Origin of the sequence: Cytobacillus gottheilii, assembly GCF_001636345.1 — a bacterium.
GTDB lineage: Bacteria > Bacillota > Bacilli > Bacillales > Cytobacillaceae > Cytobacillus > Cytobacillus gottheilii.
Genome location: NZ_KV440945.1, coordinates 2,666,177 through 2,690,282 on the forward strand (window position 1 = coordinate 2,666,177; position 24,106 = coordinate 2,690,282).

Consider the following 24,106-nt stretch of genomic DNA (forward strand, 5'->3'; position numbering starts at 1 on the left):
CTTGCACCCTATAGATTGCACCCATGCCGGGCGCACCAGAAAGGAAAAAGCACCCCTCCAGAGATGCTTTTTCCAGCTTCTATATTATTGTTTAAACAAAAGCAGTTATAGTTTAAAACGTGAAACAACGGTCTGCAGATCTTCAGACAATTTCGCTAATGACTCTGCTGAAGTTGCAACTTCTTCCATTGTTGCCAGCTGTTCTTCAGTTGCTGCGGACGTTTCTTGAGCAGAAGAAACATTGCGTTCAGATATATCTTTGATTGTAATGATTTGCTCGTTAATCTTATCACTAATTTCCGATAACGTTTCAATTGATATATTGACTTCTGCCACTCTTTCAATGACATCTCCAATGGACGTAAATATTTCCAAAAAGGCAGCATTGGCATTCTCTGTATCTGTCAGTCCTTCATGAACTTGGGCATTTCCTTCTTCCATCGCAATAACAGCCTGCTCTGTTTCTCCTTGAATGAGATCTACCATCTGCTGAATCTGATCTGCAGATTTCTTTGATTCTTCAGCCAGCTTTCTTACTTCATCTGCAACAACAGCAAAACCTTTGCCATGTTCACCAGCTCTTGCTGCCTCAATCGCTGCATTTAACGCTAATAAGTTCGTTTGATCGGCAATGGACGTAATCATTCCAACGAAATTGCTGATTTCTTCAGAACGAGTTTTTAGGGCCGTTATATATTGAGTAGCATTTCCAACAGATGTGTTGATATCCTTCATTTGCTGTACCACGTTTTTTACAGCATCTGTACCTTTATCCGTCAATTCAGTTGCTTTCTCTGTCGCAGATAACATCTTTTCACTGCTTTGTGATATTTCTTTTATACCAGATGACATTTCACCAACAGATAGGGAAATTTCTTGAAATTGATTCAGCTGAAGTTCTGTTTCTGCTACATTTGACTGCGAAATGTGCGCAACCTGCTCCGAAGCAAGTGTGCTTTGTTCTGAGCTTGCTGCCATTTCTTCACTGCTGGCAGCTACTTGACTGGAAGTATCCCTAACTTGTCCAACTAGCAATCTTAGTTCATGTACCATTTTATTTAAAGATGTAATAAAGCTTCCAATTTCATCGCGGTTTTTAACCTTTATTTTCCCTTGGCTTAAGTCTCCCTCAGCAACCAAATCAATCGTTTTTGCGGCAAGTTTTATTGGTTTAGATATGGATGCGCCAATGAAATAAGCAACAATAACACCAAGAATAATTGCACCAATACTGCTTAAAAGCACAATCATCTGTATTGTTCTGACAGCTGCAGCAGTTTCCTCCGTCTGTTCAGATAGCAGATTCTCTTCAACTTTTACCAAGCTGTCTGCTGTAGTGATAAATTCTTCTCCAGCTTCCTTTGCAGAAGTTTCTGCCAATTCCATATAAGCAGCTTCATTTTGCTGAATTTTTAATGTGATTTGCTCTTCAGCAATCTCGTAAAATTGTGTATGCAGTGCATCGATTTCTTCAACCAGCTGCTGTGATTCCTGATGGTGAGCACTCTCTTTTAAAACGTCTATGTAATGAATTAGTCTCTTGCGGGCACTTTCAAAGTCTTCCAGGTAAGAAGAATCCCCTGTGAGCAAATAGCCATTAATACCATTCGCCTGATTATATAAGTCTATTTTTAAATCTTTTACAGTCAGTGCAACCGGCACTCGATTATCAATAATTTCTTCGTACTGTTTATTTACATGTTCAAGCTCATAATTGGATAATCCCGCTACAATACCAAATAGCAGAAATACGATGAAAAATCCTAACAGCAGCTTCTTCGCTACAGTCATTTTCATTTTCTTTCCTTTTTTCATCATCCTCTTCCTCTCGTGTCGAATAGTAGGTGTAAATAGGATATTATACTTATAAGTTACCATAGAATAGGGCTAAACGTCAGCTACTTTTAGCCTATTTCATAGAATGGCTAAAATGTTTGTTATGTAAAAGGAAATAGTTAACGAAGTACAACCTGACAGGGTTAAAGCTGAATTAAATAATTTGCTGAATCATTTTTCTCAGCAAAAGGCGTGAGTTGCTCTTTTTATCTATTTTATTGTAAAAAAAATGCCGCCAAACTCTTAGAGTTCAGCGGCCACTATGCAGACCAAAGATCTATTAGGGAGGAGATCTTACAATGTTATTGTATGCATGATCCTTTTACTGGCTTGGACAAACATCCCTAGGTATAATCATCATTTCTTTATTTTTTTAACATTGGACTTACACTTGTTTTTTCAGGATGCTTTCATATTGTTTTGCTGTACGGATTTCTACTGTTAATTGCCCATCCGCCATGACAGTATGAATTAGAAAAGGGGCACCTGCTGTATTTTGAAAGCGGAAATCAAGACCTCCATAAGAAACAGTTGCATCTCTTCCGACTGGCACATATCCAACCGTAACTGAATGATTATGCTTTTCAACATATTCAACAGCCAATTGATCAACTGCATTAAATAAGGTCGAAGAAGTTTGGCAGATCCCTCCGCCAATACCCATAACAAGTTTGCCATTTACAGCTTCTTCAGCCGGCTGATAACCATGTGCTTCGTCACTTGGACCCACTGTTGTATTGAATGAAAAAATATCATCCTTACCGACAATAACCTGGTGAATTGCTTCTGTTGAGAGTTCAATATTTTTTGTTCTTCCTGCCACATTAGGATTAAAATGTGTTGTATAGGAAGCAATGACAACCTCATTTAATTTGCTGGCGTCTTCCTCAGCATAGCCGCTTGCTGTCGTATATAAAGGAAGCTCTACCTCACCGCCTTTTTCTGAGGCAGCTAATATCCGTTCGACAAGTTCTTCTTCTTCAAGAATAACTCTTGGTGTTCCTTTAATGATTTGCCCATCAGCACCCATTTTATCAGGATATATGCGCTGATCATAACCACTCTTTTCATCAGTGCCTCGAGCCAGCTCTTTCGCCCACTTTTTTAATTCTTTTACATAGGCTTCCTGATTTTCACTATAGCCTAATTCTTCAGGATCTATTACTCTAATTTCTTTTTCTGTATTTGGATCAATGATTGAAATATGACGAGGTTTTTCAGCCTCCGTTTCTAACTCCTCCTTTTGCTCTGATTTTGGCTGTGCGGCACGTTCTAAATCTTCAATTTTTTCCTCAAGCTGAACAATTTCCTTTTTTAATTCCTCTTCCCTGGTTTCCTGTCCTGAACACCCGCTGAGAATGACTAATCCGAGAACTGCAATTAAGCTGTAAAAACTCCATTTTTGCTTCATGTTTCCCCCTGCATACATGTAAAATTTAGATTCATTTATATGTATGGGCCGAAAAGGAAAGATATGTAAGAGTTTATAAAGATTTTTTCATTCTAAAAAGTTAAAGAACCAGTTTATAAACTAGGAACCGTTCATATTGATTTTTCTTAAACAAGGCAGATAAATCTATTTCCTGCTTTAGCTCAAAACATGGATGTTTTTCTAGAAAATCCACATAATCACTGTCGATATAATAAAAAATCAATTCGATATCTCGCCAGCTTTCTTCTGCTGAAAGTAAGATATTATTGACCACCTTTATAAAGATCTGCACAGTAAAAGGATTAAAAAAGTAAAAACGATTTTGAGAAGGAAGGATTTTGTAATCCTCTGCTAATGTACATTCAAAGTGTATTTTACCACTCGATTTAGCTTTCTTCATTTTGTAGCTATTGGCATTCAAAAGTGCCTGCTGATAAAATTGTTTATTCATTTCAATTCCTGTCGCTGCATTTTGAAAATGGAAATGAGTATAAAAATTTAATCTGCCCTTCCCACAGCCATAATCAACTAAATGATCAGAAGGAGAAAGCTGATAATGCTTAAACAATTCATCTAGGGCACGATAAGGCGTCGGCTCATAGCGGTGATAATGAAATGAAGAAATAACACTAAGCTGCTGATCTGATGTAGAAATATTTAGTTTTGCTTCATACTGTTCTTCCTTTAACATATTTGTATTCCCCTATCTTTATCATATGGAAAAGGCTGCCCATTATGTAAGGCAGCCTTTTGCTTATTCTGTATCTTCTTCAGTACTTGATTGTTCTTGATCTGTGGATGTTTCATCTGTCTGCTCTTCATTTTCATTAGAAGGCTCGGAGTCATCCTCAGGAGCAGTATAGTTATATTGAGAACGGTCAATTGCTTCAAAGCCTTCTGGTTCATAAAAACGAAGGAGGTCTCCGTTAACGACCTTGTCAGATAACGCAAGCTTATTCTCAACAACCGCCTGCATTTCTTCAGCTTCTTTTAGGCGAGCTTCATCTTCAATCAATTCACCTGTTTTGGAATCATAGTATTTACCTGAAATCGACGTAATGGTTGAGCTGACAAAATCACCATTTCTGAATGGTATGACATCGTCATGTCCCTCTGACAATAAGTCTGTTCCAAATTGCAGATAATCTTTTGTATCTACACCAAGTAAATGCATCAGTGTAGGCATCAAGTCAATCTGACCGCCATACTCGTGATTTATTCCGCCTTCCATTCCTGGAACGCGAATGAATAACGGCACACGCTGCAGGCCAGTTTGTTCAAATGCGCCAACTTCATGACCTAACACTTCTTCCATTGCCTTTGTATGGTTGCTTGAGATTCCATAGTGGTCGCCATACATAACGATCACAGAGTTCTCATACAGCCCTGATTCTTTAAGATAATTGAAAAACTCTTCTAAAGCTTCATCCGCATAACGAGCTGTACGGAAGTAATTATCCACTGACTTATCTCCAGTGGTGTGAGGAGCAATGGTTGCTTTATCCTCAGCTAATGGATATGGATAATGGTGTGAAACAGTAATAAATTTTGTATAGAAAGGCTGTGGCAATGATTCAAGCAGCTGTTCAGACTGCTCAAAAAACGGCTTGTCCATAAGTCCATAATCAGCCATATCTTCTTCATTCAGTTCATAGTAGCTGCTGTCAAAAAAGTGATTATATCCAAAAGATTTATAAATCTCATTACGGTTCCAGAATGTGCCAGAATTACCGTGGAATACAGCAGATGAGTATCCTTTCTGACCTAAGATCCCTGGAGCTGATTGATAAGTGTTCATCCCTTTTGTTGTAAATGCAGATCCTTGCGGAAGTCCGTATAAAGAGTTCTCAAGGATAAATTCTGCATCAGCTGTTTTTCCTTGTGCTGTCTGATGAAAGAAGTTATCAAAGTAAAGAGTATTTTTATCCTCAGTTAATGAATTTAAAAATGGTGTTACTTCTTCACCATGCAGTTCATAATTCATAAGGAACGTCTGAATAGATTCAAGGTGAATATAAATGACATTCTTGCCTTCAGCAATGCCAAAGTACTCTGGATTAGGTTCTGCATAATTCGATGACGTAAAGTTTACAACTTCTGTCGTATCGTTGCTGTCGGCCATTACACGCTGTGCCGAAGCTTTTGTGCTTTGAACTGCATCGTAAATTGTATAGTTGTACATACCTAAATACTTAACTATATAGTTACGGTCAAATCCTCTTGTTAATAACTGCGGACGATCTGTTTCTGCTAAGCCAAGATTTGCACATGAAATCGCCAGTGCCAGTGAAAATACTGCTGCAGCTTTGCGGCGGCTCATATCCTTCATTTCAATCTTCGCAAATTTAAACACAAGCATTAATAATAAAAATGCAAAATCTGCAAAGAATAACAGGTCATATGGTCTAAGCAATGATAATACACTGCTGCTGACATCTCCAAAGTTTTGAGTCTGCGTTAAAGTCGGCAGTGTAATAAAGTCGTTGAAGAATCTGTAATAAACAGTATTCGCATAAAGTAAAAACGACATAAAGAAGTACAGCACCATTAAGGTTATATACTTTTTGCGCCCTTTAAAAAAAGAAGCAATCCCCAAGAACAAAATGGAAGATCCTAACGGGTTTAAAAATAACAAAATCTTTTGAAGTGTATTTTCTATACCAAGTTCAAATTGTGTTAATTGTACAAAATATGTTTTCATCCAAAGGAAGAACACAGCTAAAAAGAAAAAGCCAATATATTTGCTGAAAATACTTTGACCTTTACTCAACATGTTGTTCATTTCTTGCACCTACCTTCTAGCACACTATTATAGCATATTAGCATTCTATTTTATATATGATTAACTTCCCTAACCAATAAATGGTTATTTTATCCTGTGTCAAAACAATGACCACAGTTATATAACTATACTCCGTTTTTTTATTAAGTCAAGTATCTCCAATTAGACAGAAATTTATCAATAATATTGCAATACCAGATGAACAATTTCCAAACGCTTGATCGATACTTGTATTGTGCCCAAACTCTTGCTTAGACGATACAATGGATAAGGAACTGGAGATATTTAGTATAAAACAGCATTATTGGATTGTCCAATCATTTCCATTCGACAAAATCGGCGTCCTGAGATGCTGGTGGTTTCGTCAGGCTGAGTATGCTCTCATCACACAGAAGGACGGTTTTCTGCTTTTGCAAGTCTGCTGGCTCACATATAAAAAACCCGAACAAATAGACAGATAATCAATAAATCGTCTAAACTGTTCGGGTTAAACATAGTCTGAATTACTTACTTTTCAACCTGATTTACTATCAGTTTTTAGCTAATTTTGGCGAAAACTTCTGCGGTTCTTCAGCTGGTTCTTCTGCCTGTTTAGAACGTTTAATGAAGAAAGCTAAAATTAAAGCCACTGCCGCAATTCCAGTCGCCACTAGGAATGCATCATTAATGCCTTCTAGTGTAGCTTGCATCGTAATTTGCTGCTGCAATTGAGCTGCTGCTTCAGCTGTAGGCTGAGCACCGCCGCTTTGCTGCATAGCATCCGCTGCGAGATCTTTTGCATAATTCTCACTTTGTGTTGTCATAATTGTGACAAGCAAAGCAGTCCCAATCGCACCTGAAACTTGGTTTAAGGTATTGTTCATCGCAGTACCATGCGGATAAAACTTCGTTGGCAGCTGATTAAGCCCGTTTGTTGAAACTGGCATCATCACCATTGACATCCCGAACATACGAACAGAGTTCATGATGACAAGCTGCGTGTATGTGATATCCATCGTTAAATTACTGAAGAAATATGTTGTTACTACGGTAATTGCTAATCCAATAATCGCTAATACACGACCGCCAAATCTATCGAATAAACGTCCAGTTATAGGTGACATTAACGCCATAACCAATGCACCTGGCAGCATCATTAAGCCTGCATCTAATGGCGTAATACCACGGATGGTTTGAACATAAATAGGTATTAATAGCATTCCTGAGAACATAGCCATATTCATTGTCATTGTTATAACAGAAGATAATGCAAACATCGGGAATTTAAAAACGCCAAAGTTCAGCATTGGAACAGTCTGTTTGTGCTGACGGATAATAAATGTAACGAGTGAAACCACTCCGACAGCCAGTGGAATAATAACATGCAGACTATCCCAGCCTTTACTTCCTGCAGAGCTGAATCCATATAAAATCCCGCCAAATCCTGCGCTCGATAGGATAACAGATACAATATCCAAACGAAGATGCACTTTTTCTTTCTTATCTTTTAATAAGAAGAAACCAATTAGCAATACAATCACTGCGATTGGGGTTACAAAGTGGAAAAGCATTCTCCAATCATAATTTTCAACGATCCAGCCAGATAGTGTTGGCCCAATTGCAGGTGCAGCCATTAAGATCAGACCGAAAATCCCCATAGCCGCTCCCCTTTTTTCAATTGGAAAGCTAACCAGCATTACATTCATTAATAACGGCATCATGATAGCCGAACCTGATGCCTGCAGCATTCTTCCTGAAAGCAAAATTGGGAATACATCGGCGATTCCGCATATTAAAGTACCAATTGTAAATAAACTCATGGCAACTAAGAATAATCTGCGCACTGAATATTTTTGAATTAAAAACGCAGTCATCGGAATTAATACTCCATTGACGAGCATAAAGCCAGTCGTTAGCCACTGCACAGTTGTTGGTCCAATTTCTAAATCTTTCATAATAGACGGCAAGGCGATATTTAGCAGTGTATTATTTAAAAAAGCAATAAATGCACCAATCATTAAAACTGCAATAATGCCGTACGGAGGCCGTGTGTTTGAATTGTGTTTTTCTTCCATTGTTTTCACCTCTTATTGTACTGTTGGTACATTAATTTGTACCTTTGTTCTACATCATAGGCAATATCATATAACACTCAATCACTTTATGCAATCAAAATTTCTTCGATTTCCTAAATTTATTTTTTCTGACTTTATAGAGATATTATTAACCATTTTCCCTGGAATTCTCCTTTTAATAGTGTGAAAAGCAAAAAACTCACCATTTTAAAAAAAGGTGAGTTTTTATTAGGTCTTTCATGAATGATTAGCATAAGGTGCCTTCTGATAGAAGTAATTTGGCTTCTTAATTTTATTATCATAGGAAGAATGAAAGATATGGGTAGAAGCCGGGGAAATTGGCGGTATAAGCCATGTCCAGTCTCCTGTAACCTCTCTTTTCTGATCGGCTTCTATTTCTTCAAACCGCTTAAATTGCTTAGCGGCCGTATGATGGTCCACAATGCTGACACCATTTTTCTTGTAAGAGTAGAGTACAGCTGCATTTAACTCGACTAGTGCTCGATCCTTCCATAGAGTTGCATTTGTTTTAGTATTCAATTCAAGCAACTCAGCAACTTGTGGCAGCACATTGTACCGTTCAATATCAGCAAAGTTTCTTGCACCAATTTCAGTGCCCATATACCAGCCGTTAAAAGGAGCTGCACTATACTCAATGCCGCCAATCTCCAGCTTCATTTCAGAAATAATCGGTACTCCATACCATTTTAAGTTTAAATCTCGAAATTCCGGATACTCTGGATGCTCTATCTCTATTTCTTTAACAAGCTCAAGAGGGACTTCTCTCCATCTTGGCGTCTGATTATTGATTTGAACTACAATTGGCAGGACATCATACATACCATATTTAGGCTTCCAGCCAAGCTGAATACATTCCTTTGTGAATGCAGCGGAATGAGGATCGCCGGTTATACCTTTCTCTGAATCATATCCAGCATATCGAATCAGCTGATGATTCCATATGCGGAAAGCCTGGTTTTTCTCCTTTTGAGGAAAAATCGTAATGGTAGGACGAATTCTTCCCTCATTTGTTGCGTAAGTAATATGGTCTATGAGAGCAGCTAACATTTCCTCTTCATTTTCAATGTTTCTTTTATCAATGACCGTGAGCTGTTCCCAAAATAACCTGCCAATACAGCGATTGCTGTTTCGCCATGCCAGTTTTGCTCCATAAGTTAACTCTTCAGCAGTGTGATTGTATGTACCTGTATGATCAATACTCTTTTCGATTTCCTGGTGACGAAGTTCAATTTCTTCTCTGCTTTTGCCAAGTTCCTGATAACAGAGGTGAATAAACTCTTTTGCCTCTGTTTTTAGTTCATTACTCAAGAGTGAACCTCCTTTTAATGATACTTCATATATATACTCATAGAATTTACTGATATTAAGAAATCTTGATGCATGGCAAAAATAAAAGGACAGCTAATGTCTCAATTTGAATCTCTAAAATAAAACGCTTTTTCAAACATAATCTGCGTTGCTATTCATAAATTCAATTTTCTACAAAAAAAACTGCTATAGTCAGCAGTTTACCTTATTTTATATAGTATTATTAGCTTTGCTGGCGGGACCGCCTGGGAATCGAACCCAGCTGACCGCTCACGGCGGTCACAGATGGTTTTGAAGACCACGGGGGACACCAGTACCCCATTCAGCCCCATTTCTAAAGTTGAGAATATGTAAGCTCTTAAATTATATTTCGTCGATATACTGTAACATGGTACTATGTTTTTCGTTATCTTTCAATAGTAAATACCTTGTTGTTTCTATTTAATTGTTACATTCTTATGAACACTCAAATGACTGAATATAATGAATGTGCTGGAATGGCTTCTTGTCTGATAGTAAAACAAGGTTTATAATAGGATCAGAATATTTCAGTGTAGGTGAATGCAATGCTTGAAGGCTGGTTTTTATGGTTTATTTTATTTTGGATTATCGTTTTACTCGGGTCATTTGCGATTGGCGGCTTTTTTATGTTCCGAAAATTTTTAAAGCGCTTGCCAAAAGAAGACGGCAAGTCCGATATGGATTGGGAAGAACATTTTGTAATGGAAACAAAGCATTTATGGAAGCAAGATGAAAAAGAGCTGCTAGAGGATCTTGTCAGTCCCGTTCCAGAGTTATTTAGGGATGTAGCACGCCAGAAAATCGCTGGAAAAATAGGAGAACTTGCTGTAAAAGAGAAAGCAAAAGTGATTAATCAGGATTTGGTTATCCGAGGATATATTTTAGCAACACCAAAAAGGGATCATAAATTTCTCCGCAAAAAACTGGATGAAAGCCGAATTAGTACAGTCCCTTATGAACATTTATTCTAATCAAATGTATAAACAAAAAATGCTCCGGCACATGCTGGAGCATTTTTTGTTTAATTTGGAAGAAGGACAATCTATTACCGGATGCGAATAAGCCGTTCTTCTTATCAGACCGCATTTTTCCCTAATAAAAGAGTGTTCTGCAGCTTCTTAAAATTGATATACATCGCAATACGCCAAGGTACAATCATAGCAAAGGCTAAAATCCAAAACATACCTCCAAGCTGGCCAACATCAATAGATGCGCTTAAAATGGACTTTGCCGCAATTCGTATGACAAGTAATCCAATTAAAATGAATATAAATGCTTTAGAGCGGATTAAATATATATCGTTTTCCTTAATTTCAAATTTAGATGTTTTAATCAATAAGATTGAAAATAACATACCTACTAAGATGGCTTCCAGTATTTCAATTGGAGTCACACGGAAGACAGGAAATATAAACATTAGCGCACCAGTACTCATAAATAATGGCGGCAAAATAATTTTTCTAGCTGAAGCAGGTTTTTCAGCAGACTTCATTCGGATAAACATAGCAAAAATGGCCATGAGCACTGCACCTATAGAAGAAACAACTACCATGTTCATACAGAGACATCCTTTTTTCTATAATTTTGACTATCTTATTATATCTCATGTTAATAGAATGAGTCATCTATTATGAGAATTAATTACGAATTTAGAGTTGAAAATGAAAAAAACGGCACCTTCAAAAGATGCCGATTCAGTGTTCATTCAATTTAAAACTCTTTCTACCGCATCCAAAACGCGTGATTCGTCAAATGGCTTAACGATAAAATCTTTTGCGCCTGATTCAATTGCTTCCACGATCATTTTCTGCTGCCCCATTGCTGAGCACATAATGATTTTAGCTGCAGGAAATTCCTTCTTAATTTCTCTCATTGCTTCAAGACCGCTCATCTCAGGCATTGTGATGTCTAAGGTTACAAGATCCGGCTGCAGTTTACGGTAAAGATTGATTGCTTCTAATCCCGTTTCCGCTTCGCCTACAATTTCATGCTGCGCCTTTTTTAATATGTTTGAAAGCGTAAGTCTCATAAATTTCGCATCATCCACTATTAAAATCTTTGCCATTGGTGTTTCCCCCTCGATACGGCGACGGTAAGTTCAATTATATGTAAAATACAGCTGTCTACTTGAGAATTACATAATCCAATATACCTAATTTAATCAAAAATATCAATTCAAAGTAACCGACAATTTTTGCGGATGTATAAGCTGAATGTTCAATTTTACTATTGTCAGTGGTTTTTCACTCACTTTTAAGCCCTATTAAAACCCTTTAAATCCGCCTGTTAAAGCAGTGAAATAGGAAATAATCATTGTCATCCAATCAAAAAATAAAATGATCCCCATAACAATCATAATATATCCGCCGATTTTCATCAATTTTACATTATGTTTTTTAATCCATTGCAATTTGCCAATAAAAAACGACATAACAAAAAATGGAACAGCGAAACCTAATGTATATGCAATCATATAAAATATACCGGAACCAGGATTTGTTGCCGCTAACGCAATAACTGATACAAGGATTGGCCCCATGCATGGTGTCCAGCCAGCTGCGAAAGCAAGACCAATTAAGACAGAACCGAAATATCCCGCTGGTCTGTTCTTAAATTCAAAACGCCTTTCCTTCATTAAAATTTCTGGACTGATAATACCGACAATCATTAATCCAAACACAACAATAAATATTGCGCCAATCTGCCTGATCAGGTTATTATACTCTCTGAAAAACTCACCAATAAAAGTAGAACTAAATCCGAGTGCAATAAAAATGATAGAAAAACCAATTAAAAAGGCTATAGTATGAAAAAGGCTTCTCTTCTGCAGCATAGCATTATCATTTTTCAATTCCCCTACAGACATCCCGGTTATGTAGGACAAAAAAGCAGGATATAAGGGCAAACAGCACGGTGAAATAAAACTTAAAAAACCTGCACCCAAGGCAAGAAATAAATTAATATCTGTCATCGTAACAACTCCCGATCATATAGTGATCATGTTCTATTCTAGCAAAAGCACCAAGAATAGTAAGGTTTAAATGTGAACAATTTATGTCATAACACCATTGCTCAAAAAAACACAGAATTTCAGCATGTAAGCTACCCGTAATTCTAACCCATTCTCTAAATAGATGTCCATATATTTCTATGTTTCAAGTATGTAACTAATGTTATTTTGTTTAGACATCCTAAAGTTTTACAAAAGTTTCTTTTGAATTAATTACCAACATTCGTTATACTAGATAGGAGCTAACAATTTTTGTGACAATTTCTTGAGTTTTACATGGGTGGTTTGTGATGTCTGTACTATTTGCTAAAGGTGAAATTGATATGAAGGGATTTCCAGCCGTGAATAAAAATGAATTGCTTGCATTAATCGAAAAAAAACGTTCAGAATTAATTCAAGTAGCCATGTCAAACGGGTTAAATTCTACGGATGCTATTAAATTTAGTCAAGAGCTGGATGCCTTATTAAATGAATACAATCGAACCTTTCTAAAAAAAGCGTAGAATGCAGGTCACCTCTCATGGCACCCTGCATTCTTTTTATTTTTATTTACCTTATTAAGTTCCTACTGCATCTTCCACAATTTCCGCTGACCCATTCTGCAATAAATACATTTTGTGATAAAGCCCTCTTTGGGAAAGCAGCTCCTGGTGATTGCCCCTTTCAACTATTTCCCCCTGGTGGAGAACCAGAATCTGTTCGGCATCTTGAATCGTTGATAATCGATGGGCAATTGCAATTGTTGTTCTGCCCTTTCGCATTTTGTTTAGCGCAAACTGGATGGCTTCTTCTGTTTCAGTATCAATATTAGCCGTCGCTTCATCTAGAACCAAAACCTTTGGATTAGATGCAATGGTTCTGGCAAAAGCAATTAGCTGACGCTGACCGCTGGAAAATGTTGACCCTCTCTCTACTACCTTATGATCATATTTGTCCTCTAATTGCTGAATAAAGTGATGCGCTTGGACAAATTCAGCTGCCTTTTTAATCTCTTCATCTGATAGTCCATCATTATATAGACTAATATTATCTTTAATAGTTCCATAAAAAAGGAATGGATCCTGCAGGACAAGGCCGAGCTTTTTGCGGAGCTCTTCTTTTCCGTAATGCTTAATGGATTGTCCGTCTACCAAAATATCTCCGCGCTCAAATTCATAAAATCTCATCATCATATTAATGATTGAACTTTTTCCGCTTCCTGTATGACCAACAAGTGCCACCGTTTCTCCAGGTTTGGCTTTGAAGCTAATATTTTTTAGAACATCCCGTTTGCCATCATATGAAAATGAGACATTGCGGAATTCTATTTCACCATCTGTAACTTGCAAACTGCTGTTATCAGACTGATCAGGAGCAAGCTCATCTTCATCAAGCAGTTTAAAAGCGCGTGATGCCGCAATAATCGCTTGCTGATACATAGACAGGCGCTGCATGATATTATTAACAGGCTCAAAAAAACGATCTAAATAACTAACAAACGCATAAATAACGCCAATTTCAACTGGACTATTTAACGAATCAAAACCAAAAAAGCTTAACACGATGATTAAAGCAAGTGCGTAAACAAGATCGATGGCTGGACGAAGCAGCAATCCATCAATCTTTATATTGCGTATTCCTGCTTTATAATGCGCTTCGTTGATTTCCTCAAATTCGTCCCGCATTCTTTTTTCCTGCTTAAAAACTTGAATAATAGCCATTCCCTGCAATGATTCACTTAACTTGGCATTCAGCTGACTGAGCCGTTCACGCAAATCCTGGTAAAAAACGGAGCTGTATTTCCGATATGCTGCCATTATCATAAAAATAAGCGGCAATATAATAAGGCAGATTAGGGCAAGCTTCACATTCAGGATAAACATAGCAATAAAAATCCCAACCAGCAGAAATCCGCCTTGAATAAAGGTCACTAAGACACTGACAAACATATCCTTTATCGCTTCAGTATCATTTGTAACACGTGAGACAATACTGCCCGCAGGTGTTTTATCAAAATATTTTAACCCAAGAGCCTGTACCTTACTAAAGACATCAATTCTCAGCTGCTGTATGATTTTCAAAGCGATTTCCTGGAATTTCAGCAGCTGAAAATAAGAAACAATTAAGTTCATGACTTGAAGACCTAAATATGCAGTCCCAAGTATAATTAATGGTTCCGCAACCAGATTCTGAGGACGCAAATAATCATCGATGAAAATACTCACTAGAATTGGGCCTAAAATATCTCCTGCCGTTGTTGCCAGCAGAAGGAGAAAGGCAAGGATAATTGTTTTTTTATGCGGTTTTGTATAGGATAGTAAACGAAATAAAATATTTCTCTGTTCTTTCCCTGTTAAAACTGGTATTTTTTCCATCTCGCTACCCTCCGTACTCCACAAGTTCTTCTAATTGCTGACGTAAAAACATTGTTTTATACCAGCCTTCTATTTCCATCAGCTCTTCATGTGTTCCGCGCTGAATGATGGTTCCTCCATCCAATACAATAATTAGATCAGCATGCTGAATGGCACTTAAACGATGAGCCGTTATGATCGTTGTTTTATTTTCTCTTTCTTCCTTTAATGAACTTAAGATTGCTTCTTCGGTCTTAGCATCAACTGCTGATAACGAATCATCCAGCACTAGAACTTCATGATTCATCAACAGAGCCCTGGCGATTGAAATCCGCTGCTTTTGTCCTCCTGAAAGCGAAACGCCACGTTCCCCTACGACCGTCTCATATCCGTCTGTAAATTGCAGGATATCCTCATGAATATGAGATATCCTTGCAGCATCATAGATTCGTTCCGTATCTATCTTTGGACTTGTAAAAGCAATGTTCTGGGCAACAGTAGTGGAAAATAGAAAATGCTCTTGCGGAACATATCCAATCGCTGCCCTCAAGCTGTCGAGTTTATATTTCTTAATTGAAAGGTTATTAAAAAGAATCTCACTCTTTTCCCCTTCAAATTCCCGTGTAAGCAGTTTTAATAAAGTTGTTTTGCCTGCACCTGTTTTCCCTACGATTCCTAAAGTCTGCCCCTTTTTTAGTTCAAAGTGAATATCTTTAAGGACGGGAACATTGGCTCCCGGATATGTAAAAGAATCAATCTGATAAAGAAGGTTTCCGCTCGGTACCTCTGAGCTGGCATCTGCATCTTCTTGAATGTCTACTTTCTCTGCCAATAATGCTCTAACACGGTCATATGATGCTCTTCCACGCTCTACAATATTAAACAGCCATCCGAACGCAAGCATTGGCCATACCAAAAGACTCAAATACGTTGTAAAAGAAACAAGTTCTCCAATTGTGATTTCCCCTGCAAGAACAAATCGTGCTCCAAAAGCGATGGATAGAAAAAAAGACACACCCACAATAATGCTGATGGTCGGATCAAATAAAGCGTCCACCTTTGCAACTGATATATTCTTATTTACAACATCCTCAGATTGTTTGCGAAAATCTTCTATATCTTCTTTTTCCTGACCAAATGTTTTAATGACCTTAATACCAGAAATACTTTCCTGTGTTTTATCATTTAAATCTGAAAAAGCTCCCTGTGCTTTGTGGAAACGTTTATGAAGCAATGTTCCATACCAGCTGGTTAAAATCGCCATTAACGGCATTGGAATCAGCGCAATGAGAGTGAGCTTCCAGCTGATCGTTGCTGCCATAGCAATGATTACAGCTCCTCCTGTAGCCAAAGAATCAACTAATGTTAATACTCCAGCACCGGCTGTCTGCTGAATGGCCGATAAATCATTGGTGGCATGTGCCATTAAATCACCAACGCGTTTCTTCTGATAGAAAGCTTGGGACATCTTAGTAAAATGGTGATAAAGATTGTTCCGCAGCAGCCTGGCAAGCTTAACAGATGAACCAAAAATCATGATCCGCCAAAAATACCGCAGCACATACATGGCAAGTGCACAAACTGCCAAAACACCGATCCAAAAAAGAATAGTCTCAGCAGTGAGCGTATGACCAATGATATGATCAACGAAAATACCAACAATTCTCGGCGGAACCAGCTGAAGAACCGCCACAAATAATAGTAAGATAATACCTGTAATATACGCCTTTTTTTCTTGTTTAAAAAACCACATTAAATCCGTAAAAACCCTCATATGTTGTCCCCCACGTTCTTCCATAATAACCAACTTAGTTTATCAAATATTTAAAAAATAAGAAAGATTAAATTTAAATCCAAAAGCTGTTTGTCGGTAACAACCTGAAACCTTTTCCCTGCTCAACCGTAAGATAAGATAGCAAGAAATTCATTGAAAGGATGCGGGTAAAATGAAACGACTCGTACAACTTTTGTTCATCAGTATCCTAGCAGCAGTTTTAAGCGGATGTTCATTTTTAGGGGAAGTAAACAATTCGTTAGACTATATAAATGAAGCAACTGCACATATAGAGACACTAAATTCCTTTGCCGAAGAAGCACCAGAATTGCTTCAGGAGGCAGTAACGGATTCTGCTGTTCAAACTGAACTTGAAGAACAGCTTCTGCATGTTAAAACAGAAATTGAAGAATTTATTCAGCTTACTGACATTCCCTCATTAGCAGAAGAGCTGCATGCAGACTTTGTTCAGAAAAACGAGGCTTTATTGGCAGAAATCAATACCCTGTTAGACAATGGTAACCTCGTGATTTCCAATATTGAAAACTCTGAACTATTTACAACCATTCAAGAAGCGAACGAACTCTTTACAAGAATTGAGGACTTAGGTCTTTAAGATTAAACTGTGACCAATCAAACATCATTCTCCTTTACCTTGTACTAAGCGAGCCATCGCTAATTGCTCAGGTAAATGAAAGCTGAAAACTCATTTTCAGTTTTTTTTCATGTCCAAGGGTATTTCTTTAAAAATGTTATATGGCGAACTTGGCAATGGGATTCTTTGAAAGATTTTATTTCTGGAAAATTTACTCTAATGCACAACCTAATTGCAAATTTTTCAAAGCTGTATATAGATATTTGGTGCGAGATCCCAGAACGGACTGGGTTCGTAACTGGATTGCGAGACTTTCAGATGGTATTGCTTTCGGAACTGGGTTGCGGGACTTTCGGAAGGTATTGCATTCGGAACTGGGTTTCGGACCTTCAGAAGGTATCGGTTTCGGAACTGGGGTGCGGGACTTTCAGAAGTTATTGGTTTCGAAACTGAGTTGCAAGTCATTCAGAAGGTATTGGTTTCGAAACTGGGTTGCGAGTCTTTCAGATGTTTTCGGTTTCGAAACTGGGTTGCGAGATTTTCAGAACTGATGGGTTTCGGAGCGGAGTTGCGAGACTTTCAGAAGTTTATATATCAGAGCCAAGGCTCGAGTGTTTCGATCCCTCAAATACAGATTTGGGTTTCGAACAAAAATATCTTCTTGGAACTGAGCTGCGAATTTGCTGTGCAGCTGGTCCTTACTCTAGTTAACGCAAAAAAGACCACTTATCCTGAATTTTATCTCAGCAGGATAAGTAGTCTTTTTGTGCAAATTTTGAAAGTCAAGCCAATGAAAGATTAACGATAAAGAATGATCTATCATATCTATAGCAGGAATAAGTCTTCTTCGCCATCGTTTCATTTTTAGAAAAGGATTAGATAAACACATCTAATTCTAAAGCTCTAGTATTTACTTCCCTTGCTGCTTATTCATCGCATTCATCATTTGATTAATTTTCTTCTGTGATGGTTTCATACCCATTTGCATCATCATCATTTTTAGCATTTGTTCGTTAATTGGTGGATTTTTCTTTAAGTAGCTCATCATATAGCGTCGAGCAATGAAAAACCCTAGTGCCACACCTGCAAGCAATGCAAGTACGCCAACTAGAATAACCATACCCATACTCATTCTTTCTTCCTCCTTCATGTTGTCTATCATACAGTGTACTAGACCAAAGGCTATTATACAATATTTGCTCTTATTTTTCTCTTATTTAGACGAATTTTCTTTCTTTTATAGGCTTTAGCCATCCATAGCGGCCATGTTCCATATCGATAGCAAGAAAAGAGCCCTCATATTTACGCAGTACTTCAAAAAACATAGTCTCTGCATCATAGTTTCCTCTTGCTTCTATTGAGAGATAACGATCATGAATGGTTAATGCTGCACTGCTCTTTTTTCCATCAATGATATAATTCCCTGATTTGTCCATTTTAAAATTCATTTTTTGCTGCATTTCTAAATGAATATTCTGGTGCAATCGCAGACCTGGGATAGGTTTAGTAATATATTGAATTTGCTTTGCTATGATTTTGTTTAGCTTTCCAGCTGTGTTTTCATATTCCTCAAATAACTCATAAAACATCCGTTCACGACCAAAATAATGCGTGGCAAATTCGTCTTCAATTAGATATATTTGATAATCTCTCATAAGGCCCTCCTTATGGGACAAACCTTTTTGAGTCATTATATCTTTATGTCAATAAATTTACTGTCTGAAAACGTCGCAAAATTCCACTACTTTTGTCGAATGAGTTATTCTTGAAGAGATATATTCATTCGGTATTCAAAAGAAAGAGCGCTTTAATACTATAGCGCTCTTTCGACTATTTAAATGTTATTAGTTTTGAAGCAATGCTTTCACACGAGCAACAACATTTGAAACGGTAAATCCGTATTCTTCCATAATTTTCTCACCAGGAGCTGATGCACCAAATTGATCGATGGCAAGCACATCGCCTTCATCGCCAGTATAGCGATGCCATCCAAGTGATGATCCCATTTCAATAGCAAGTCGTTTCTTTACAGTTTTCGGAATTACACTTTCTTTATATTCCTTTGACTGTGCTTCAAAACGATCCCATGCAGGCAGGCTTACTACAGATGCATAAATCCCTTCATTTTCAAGAGATTTTTGAGCTTCTACAGCTAATCCAACTTCAGATCCTGCAGCCAATAAAAGAACGTCCGTTTTTTCATTATTTGCTTTAGAGATTACATATCCGCCTTTTGATACACCTTCATAGGCGTTTTTATCCGTATCTTTTATTGTCGGTAAATTTTGACGAGTCAGTACTAGAGCTGTCGGCTTGTTTGTTGATTCAATGGCAATCTTCCATGCTGCAGCTGTTTCATTGCCATCAGCAGGGCGAATGACTGAAAGATTTGGCATTGCACGCAAAGCTGCAAGTTGTTCAACTGGCTCATGTGTAGGACCATCTTCACCAACTGCAATACTGTCATGTGTGAATACGTAAGTAACAGGCAGGTTCATTAATGCAGCAAGGCGTATCGCTGGGCGCAAGTAGTCAGAGAATACAAAGAATGTTCCTCCAAAAACCTTTACTCCGCCATGCAGTGCCATTCCATTTAATGCAGCACCCATTGCAAACTCACGGACACCAAACCAAATGTTTCGGCCTGCAAAGCTTTCTGGTGTAAAATCTTCTGTTCCTTTAATCATTGTCTTATTAGAACCAGCTAAATCTGCAGATCCTCCAAAGAATGTCGGTAGGTTCTGAGCAATTGCATTTAATACTTCTCCTGAAGAAGCACGGCTTGCAAGGCTTTTTCCTTCTTCATAAACTGGCACATCTTTATCCCAGCCTTCTGGAAGTTCATCGTTGATTGCTAATTGCAGCTGGCTTCCTAGCTCAGGATACTTCTCTTTGTATGCAGCAAATAGGTCATTCCATTCCTGCTCTTTTTTCTGGCCATGCTCAGCAACTGCTGCTTTAAAATGATCATAAACTTCTTCAGGCACATGGAAATCTGCTTCAAATGTCCATTTATACGCTTCTTTTGTTAATTTCAGTTCATCTGCTCCAAGTGGTGCACCATGTACATCAGATTTACCTGATTTATTCGGAGAACCAAAACCAATGACTGTTTTTACTTCAATCATCGTTGGACGGTTTTCATCACTCTTTGCTTCTTCAAGTGCCTTAGCAACCTCATGAAGATCATTGCCATCGTTGACACGGATGTACTGCCAGCCATAAGATTTAAAACGCTGCTCAACACTTTCAGAGAATGAACGATCTAAATCTCCATCCAGCGAAATGTCATTTGAATCATAAAGAACAACAAGTTTACCTAACTTAAGATGACCTGCAAGAGATGCTGCTTCAGCAGATACACCTTCCATTAAGTCTCCATCTCCACAAATACTGTATGTATGATGATCTACAACATTAAAACCTTCTTTATTATAAACAGCTGCCATATGACGTTCTGCCATCGCCATACCAACTGCCATTGCCACACCTTGTCCAAGTGGTCCAGTTGTTGCATCTACTCCTGGTGTATGGCCGAATTCCGGGTGGCCTGGTGTTTTGCTTCCCCATTGGCGGAATTGTTTAATATCCTCCATCGCCACATCATAACCGGATAAATGCAATAGGCTGTAAAGAAGCATTGAGCCATGTCCAGCAGATAAAACAAAACGGTCACGATCAAACCATTTTGGATTTTTCGGATTATGATTCATAAATCGAGTCCATAATGTATAAGCCATTGGTGCAGCACCCATTGGCATACCAGGGTGTCCGGAATTAGCCTTCTCTATCGCATCAATGGATAATGTTCGAATAGAACTAATTGATAAAGCATCTGTTTGATTAAACATAAATTACATCCTTTCGAGAAAAATATCTTCTCTTTTAATATATAGACATTCGAGAGGTAAGACAACTGATAGAAACCAAAAACACATGATATTTCCTATTTTGTCACAATAAAACTTGCATTATGTAACAGGAAAGACAAATGTTCATCCATTCCTTTAATAAAATGATAACGCCACCAATTTAATAGAATGAAAAGAAGGAACACATGCCATTAATGGTGTATTCCTTGGTTTTTCATATAAATGAGGCTGGGACAAAACTAAATAAATCTTTCTAAAACACGAACTTTCAATATCTTGGTTTGGGTATTTAAACAAGTCCGTTCCACCTGCGCTGCGGACCCTCGCTTTCCGTGGGGAGGAAGCTGAGCCTCCTCAGAGCAAGCTCCTGCGGGGTCTCACCTTTTCCTCTATTGCCCACAGGAGTCGAGTGTCCTCCGCTCCATTTCACTCATGCTAATAAAATACATTTTATAATCGTAAAAAAACCGAATGATTAGAAAGATGACTTCCTAACCATTCGGTTCTATGGAAGTGTTAAATACTTATTCCCCAGCCTCATTTAAGCAATTTAATGCAGTTTGTTATTGTTCTTTTCCTGCTTTAGTTTCTCAGGTGTTACATCATTTCCTTCTGGATCTATGATTGTTACGCTCTTGAGTGTATTAAACATGGAAGAGCGGAATGTCTGCAAATATTCTTTACGCAAAGCTGATTGCTCCTTTGCTTCTGCTTCCGTTAAACCAGTTGTTTTCGCCTTATTTGCTAGAACATTTATGCGGGCGAGTTTGTCCTTTGGCAGCATATGGACAGCTCCTTTACTATTTCATTAGCATAAATGTCATTTTATTAGAAAATAGTTAAATTGACAAGGATGAAGTCTTACTCGTATAGAAAGAGGCTTCCGAAGTGAGAAAACGCGGATTAAAGGTTTTTTCCGATAAGTCCAGTACATACTGTGAAATTGTTTACTATTTCGCTGGACAATATGAAGATCTAAAGATTTATTGTTCATTATTAAGTTTATCTATATATTCCTGATAACGCCTATGTACAGTAGCTTTTGATATATTATATCCAAACCCTCTTAAGGTTGCTGCGATTTCAGAAAATGTTAACTCATTTTTACGTAAGCGGACAATTTCAGAGATTGGCACTTCAATACGTTCTCTTCCTGCGTTTTCTCCTTGATTAGCTAAGTTTTTTTGGGGCTTATAGCCTTTTTCGATCGCTCTTTGCATTCCGCGTTTAATTTTTACATTATGCAGCTTTCGCTGATATTCCTCAACCATTCCCACTATTTTCAGTACCATTGAGTCTGATTCTGAAAGCTGTAGTTCCCCGTTATGCGAAACACTAAATAACTTAATATTTTCCTTCAGAATACAATGAAGAATGGCTATTTTGGCATTTCCCCTGCCAAGCCTTGTTTCATCCTGAATTAAGACTGCCTGAATATTCTCTTCTTTGATTAGCGATAACAATTCAAGGATTCCTTCTCGCTCAAGGTCGTATCCGCTTGCCTTTTCTTTTATAATTCTAGCTGGAAGAAATCCGTTCTTACTTGCAAGATGAAGCAATTCCTCTTCCTGCCTCTGCAAAGATGATTCCTGAGTATCTTTATTTGTACTGACACGGCAGTAAATAATTGCATTCATGTATTGCACCTTCTTCTATTAGTTCCTATTCCTATTCACGGCTGGCCAATTCTGTTATATATTGATCTTCATCAGCTTTTACCGGAATAGAAACGGTATCACCGGGATGAATTTTTCCATTTGTAATGCCATTATGAGTTTCCATCCATTGAACAAATTCAGCAGTAGAAAAATGATGCTCCTCTGCAAATTGTTCAGCAATTCCCCATAACGAGTCATTTTCATTAACAGTTACAATCATATATTGATCGTCTTCCTGATCTTCTAGTTGAAAAGAAAGAATAAGTGATCCTGCAATACTTAAAAATACAAGAATAATAGCATAGCAATAAGAATTCCACAATTTTTTCATAACCTTCACCTCATAAAGAATGTATGTTCGTATTCGTTGAGTTTATTATAATACGAACATTTGTTTTGGTCAACAGAAAATTCGAACTTATGTTTGTATGTGTTTTAAAAGAATGGTATAATAAGGACAAGATATTAATAAAGGGTGCGTGATCCAATTTGAAACTATCAAAAAGACAGCAGGATATTTTGGAATTTATTAAAGATGAGGTCCGACAGAAAGGGTATCCGCCTTCTGTGAGAGAAATCGGGGAAGCTGTTGGACTTGCTTCCAGTTCTACAGTGCATGGCCATTTAGCCAGACTTGAAAGCAAGGGATTAATTAGAAGGGATCCTACAAAGCCTAGGGCAATTGAAATATTGGATCTTGAGGAAACTCATATCCCGAAGGTAAATACCATTAACGTACCTATTGTCGGAAAAGTTACTGCCGGTCAGCCTATTACTGCAATCGAAAATGTTGAAGAGTACTTTCCCCTTCCAGAGCGTCTTGCACCTCCAGATGAGCATGTTTTCATGCTGGAGATTATGGGTGATAGTATGATAGAAGCTGGCATTTTAGATGGTGACTATGTTGTAGTTAAACAGCAAAGCACAGCTAATAATGGTGATATTGTAGTCGCAATGACTGAAGATGACGAAGCTACTGTTAAACGTTTCTTCAAAGAAAAAGACTATTTCCGGCTTCAGCCCGAAAATTCAACTATGGAACCAATCATCCTTCGTCATGTTTCAATTTTAGGAAAAGTTACTGGTGTTTATCGTCAAATGCATTAATATGGCAAACAGAGCATGCAGAATACCTGCATGCTTTTTCTTTTATCTGCTAAAAGGTATATACAAATATAGTATCCAGCTATTTTTATCGTTGTTTCCGACCTGTCAATCGCCTTTTTTCATTGCCACGATATAAAAAATCACCAAACCGAACTTTTGTTCTATGCGTAGGGTTCAATATACATGCCGCATCACCTATATAGTTGTCTGAAAATTCGTTATAATTAACCATGCTATTTTTGGAAAATTCCTATATACTGGTAATACAACATGATTCTAACTAAGGTCGCTTCAAAAAATCTC

General features: G+C 37.7%; 21 protein-coding genes and 1 tRNA gene. 4 read left to right on the plus strand and 18 right to left on the minus strand.

Annotated elements, in window-relative coordinates:
- Positions 1 to 105: 105 nt before the first annotated feature.
- The 7 genes from A6754_RS12920 to A6754_RS22805 form a co-directional block, all read right to left on the minus strand.
- Entirely contained in the window at positions 106 to 1,818 is a 1,713-nt protein-coding gene (locus tag A6754_RS12920) for a methyl-accepting chemotaxis protein (protein WP_180320223.1), read from the minus strand.
- Between the two features lie 403 nt (positions 1,819 to 2,221).
- On the minus strand, positions 2,222 to 3,247 hold the full coding sequence (locus A6754_RS12925; RefSeq protein ID WP_066446224.1) for a VanW family protein: 1,026 nt from the start codon (positions 3,245 to 3,247) through the stop codon (positions 2,222 to 2,224).
- A gap of 100 nt (positions 3,248 to 3,347) precedes the next feature.
- Positions 3,348 to 3,959, minus strand: a complete 612-nt coding sequence (locus tag A6754_RS12930; protein WP_066446227.1) for a class I SAM-dependent methyltransferase — start codon at positions 3,957 to 3,959, stop codon at positions 3,348 to 3,350.
- Positions 3,960 to 4,022: 63 nt separating this feature from the next.
- Entirely contained in the window at positions 4,023 to 6,050 is a 2,028-nt protein-coding gene (gene ltaS / locus A6754_RS12935; protein ID WP_066446230.1) for a lipoteichoic acid synthase, read from the minus strand.
- Between the two features lie 530 nt (positions 6,051 to 6,580).
- Entirely contained in the window at positions 6,581 to 8,104 is a 1,524-nt protein-coding gene (locus A6754_RS12940; protein WP_066446234.1) for a DHA2 family efflux MFS transporter permease subunit, read from the minus strand.
- A 237-nt stretch (positions 8,105 to 8,341) separates the two neighbouring features.
- Positions 8,342 to 9,433 carry a nitric oxide synthase oxygenase gene (locus tag A6754_RS12945; protein WP_066446239.1) on the minus strand — a complete coding sequence of 364 codons (1,092 nt, stop codon included), beginning with the start codon at positions 9,431 to 9,433 and terminating at the stop codon, positions 8,342 to 8,344.
- Between the two features lie 233 nt (positions 9,434 to 9,666).
- Positions 9,667 to 9,763: transfer RNA gene (locus A6754_RS22805), tRNA-Sec, on the minus strand.
- Positions 9,764 to 9,999: 236 nt separating this feature from the next.
- On the opposite strand from A6754_RS22805, the gene A6754_RS12950 reads away from it, so the two are divergent.
- Positions 10,000 to 10,425: a DUF2621 domain-containing protein gene (locus A6754_RS12950; RefSeq protein WP_066446246.1), complete on the plus strand. Its 426-nt coding sequence runs from the start codon at positions 10,000 to 10,002 to the stop codon at positions 10,423 to 10,425.
- A gap of 104 nt (positions 10,426 to 10,529) precedes the next feature.
- Here A6754_RS12950 and A6754_RS12955 read toward each other — a convergent pair whose 3' ends face one another.
- The 3 genes from A6754_RS12955 to A6754_RS12965 all read right to left on the minus strand — a co-directional run bounded on the left by A6754_RS12955 (position 10,530) and on the right by A6754_RS12965 (position 12,425).
- Positions 10,530 to 11,012, minus strand: a complete 483-nt coding sequence (locus tag A6754_RS12955) for a CcdC family protein (protein ID WP_066446248.1) — start codon at positions 11,010 to 11,012, stop codon at positions 10,530 to 10,532.
- Between the two features lie 147 nt (positions 11,013 to 11,159).
- Positions 11,160 to 11,519, minus strand: a complete 360-nt coding sequence (locus tag A6754_RS12960; protein WP_066446250.1) for a response regulator — start codon at positions 11,517 to 11,519, stop codon at positions 11,160 to 11,162.
- Positions 11,520 to 11,717: 198 nt separating this feature from the next.
- Positions 11,718 to 12,425, minus strand: coding sequence for a cytochrome c biogenesis CcdA family protein (locus A6754_RS12965; RefSeq protein WP_066446253.1), 708 nt, complete (start codon positions 12,423 to 12,425; stop codon positions 11,718 to 11,720).
- A gap of 380 nt (positions 12,426 to 12,805) precedes the next feature.
- Between A6754_RS12965 and A6754_RS12970 the strand changes: the two genes are divergently transcribed.
- Positions 12,806 to 12,967 (plus strand): aspartyl-phosphate phosphatase Spo0E family protein, encoded by a 162-nt coding sequence (locus A6754_RS12970; RefSeq protein ID WP_066451629.1) that lies wholly within the window; start codon positions 12,806 to 12,808, stop codon positions 12,965 to 12,967.
- Positions 12,968 to 13,021: 54 nt separating this feature from the next.
- Here A6754_RS12970 and A6754_RS12975 read toward each other — a convergent pair whose 3' ends face one another.
- On the minus strand, positions 13,022 to 14,818 hold the full coding sequence (locus A6754_RS12975; RefSeq protein ID WP_066446258.1) for an ABC transporter ATP-binding protein: 1,797 nt from the start codon (positions 14,816 to 14,818) through the stop codon (positions 13,022 to 13,024).
- A 4-nt stretch (positions 14,819 to 14,822) separates the two neighbouring features.
- Positions 14,823 to 16,571, minus strand: a complete 1,749-nt coding sequence (locus tag A6754_RS12980) for an ABC transporter transmembrane domain-containing protein (RefSeq protein ID WP_066446260.1) — start codon at positions 16,569 to 16,571, stop codon at positions 14,823 to 14,825.
- Between the two features lie 172 nt (positions 16,572 to 16,743).
- On the opposite strand from A6754_RS12980, the gene A6754_RS12985 reads away from it, so the two are divergent.
- A complete protein-coding gene (locus A6754_RS12985) occupies positions 16,744 to 17,187 on the plus strand; it encodes a DUF6376 family protein (RefSeq protein ID WP_066446261.1) in 444 nt (147 codons plus the stop codon).
- A gap of 889 nt (positions 17,188 to 18,076) precedes the next feature.
- Here the strand turns inward: A6754_RS12985 and A6754_RS13000 are convergent.
- The 6 genes from A6754_RS13000 to yneA all read right to left on the minus strand — a co-directional run bounded on the left by A6754_RS13000 (position 18,077) and on the right by yneA (position 23,027).
- A complete protein-coding gene (locus tag A6754_RS13000; RefSeq protein WP_066446275.1) occupies positions 18,077 to 18,298 on the minus strand; it encodes a YneF family protein in 222 nt (73 codons plus the stop codon).
- Positions 18,299 to 18,383: 85 nt separating this feature from the next.
- Entirely contained in the window at positions 18,384 to 18,821 is a 438-nt protein-coding gene (sirA, locus tag A6754_RS13005; RefSeq protein WP_066446277.1) for a sporulation inhibitor of replication protein SirA, read from the minus strand.
- A gap of 189 nt (positions 18,822 to 19,010) precedes the next feature.
- Complete coding sequence (gene tkt / locus A6754_RS13010; protein WP_066446280.1) at positions 19,011 to 21,017, minus strand: transketolase; 2,007 nt, start codon at positions 21,015 to 21,017, stop codon at positions 19,011 to 19,013.
- 571 nt (positions 21,018 to 21,588) lie between these two features.
- Positions 21,589 to 21,822 carry a DUF896 domain-containing protein gene (locus A6754_RS13015; RefSeq protein WP_066446282.1) on the minus strand — a complete coding sequence of 78 codons (234 nt, stop codon included), beginning with the start codon at positions 21,820 to 21,822 and terminating at the stop codon, positions 21,589 to 21,591.
- A 199-nt stretch (positions 21,823 to 22,021) separates the two neighbouring features.
- Entirely contained in the window at positions 22,022 to 22,675 is a 654-nt protein-coding gene (locus A6754_RS13020; protein ID WP_066446285.1) for a YneB family resolvase-like protein, read from the minus strand.
- Positions 22,676 to 22,706: 31 nt separating this feature from the next.
- Entirely contained in the window at positions 22,707 to 23,027 is a 321-nt protein-coding gene (yneA, locus tag A6754_RS13025; RefSeq protein WP_066446289.1) for a cell division suppressor protein YneA, read from the minus strand.
- Between the two features lie 158 nt (positions 23,028 to 23,185).
- Between yneA and lexA the strand changes: the two genes are divergently transcribed.
- The gene (lexA, locus tag A6754_RS13030; protein WP_066446291.1) at positions 23,186 to 23,803 is read left to right on the plus strand and encodes a transcriptional repressor LexA; all 618 of its coding nucleotides are present in this window, start codon (positions 23,186 to 23,188) and stop codon (positions 23,801 to 23,803) included.
- The last annotated feature ends 303 nt before the right edge of the window (positions 23,804 to 24,106 follow it).

Bases quoted from the DNA above. Each gene is read 5' to 3' on its own strand.
- A6754_RS12920 (WP_180320223.1), bottom strand. From the start codon at position 1,818: ATGATGAAAAAAGGAAAGAAAATGAAAATGACTGTAGCGAAGAAGCTG.
- A6754_RS12925 (WP_066446224.1), bottom strand. From the start codon at position 3,247: ATGAAGCAAAAATGGAGTTTTTACAGCTTAATTGCAGTTCTCGGATTA.
- A6754_RS12930 (WP_066446227.1), bottom strand. From the start codon at position 3,959: ATGTTAAAGGAAGAACAGTATGAAGCAAAACTAAATATTTCTACATCA.
- ltaS (WP_066446230.1), bottom strand. From the start codon at position 6,050: ATGAACAACATGTTGAGTAAAGGTCAAAGTATTTTCAGCAAATATATT.
- A6754_RS12940 (WP_066446234.1), bottom strand. From the start codon at position 8,104: ATGGAAGAAAAACACAATTCAAACACACGGCCTCCGTACGGCATTATT.
- A6754_RS12950 (WP_066446246.1), top strand. From the start codon at position 10,000: ATGCTTGAAGGCTGGTTTTTATGGTTTATTTTATTTTGGATTATCGTT.
- A6754_RS12955 (WP_066446248.1), bottom strand. From the start codon at position 11,012: ATGAACATGGTAGTTGTTTCTTCTATAGGTGCAGTGCTCATGGCCATT.
- A6754_RS12960 (WP_066446250.1), bottom strand. From the start codon at position 11,519: ATGGCAAAGATTTTAATAGTGGATGATGCGAAATTTATGAGACTTACG.
- A6754_RS12965 (WP_066446253.1), bottom strand. From the start codon at position 12,425: ATGACAGATATTAATTTATTTCTTGCCTTGGGTGCAGGTTTTTTAAGT.
- A6754_RS12975 (WP_066446258.1), bottom strand. From the start codon at position 14,818: ATGGAAAAAATACCAGTTTTAACAGGGAAAGAACAGAGAAATATTTTA.
- A6754_RS12980 (WP_066446260.1), bottom strand. From the start codon at position 16,571: ATGAGGGTTTTTACGGATTTAATGTGGTTTTTTAAACAAGAAAAAAAG.
- A6754_RS12985 (WP_066446261.1), top strand. From the start codon at position 16,744: ATGAAACGACTCGTACAACTTTTGTTCATCAGTATCCTAGCAGCAGTT.
- A6754_RS13000 (WP_066446275.1), bottom strand. From the start codon at position 18,298: ATGAGTATGGGTATGGTTATTCTAGTTGGCGTACTTGCATTGCTTGCA.
- sirA (WP_066446277.1), bottom strand. From the start codon at position 18,821: ATGAGAGATTATCAAATATATCTAATTGAAGACGAATTTGCCACGCAT.
- tkt (WP_066446280.1), bottom strand. From the start codon at position 21,017: ATGTTTAATCAAACAGATGCTTTATCAATTAGTTCTATTCGAACATTA.
- A6754_RS13015 (WP_066446282.1), bottom strand. From the start codon at position 21,822: ATGCTGCCAAAGGACAAACTCGCCCGCATAAATGTTCTAGCAAATAAG.
- A6754_RS13020 (WP_066446285.1), bottom strand. From the start codon at position 22,675: ATGAATGCAATTATTTACTGCCGTGTCAGTACAAATAAAGATACTCAG.
- yneA (WP_066446289.1), bottom strand. From the start codon at position 23,027: ATGAAAAAATTGTGGAATTCTTATTGCTATGCTATTATTCTTGTATTT.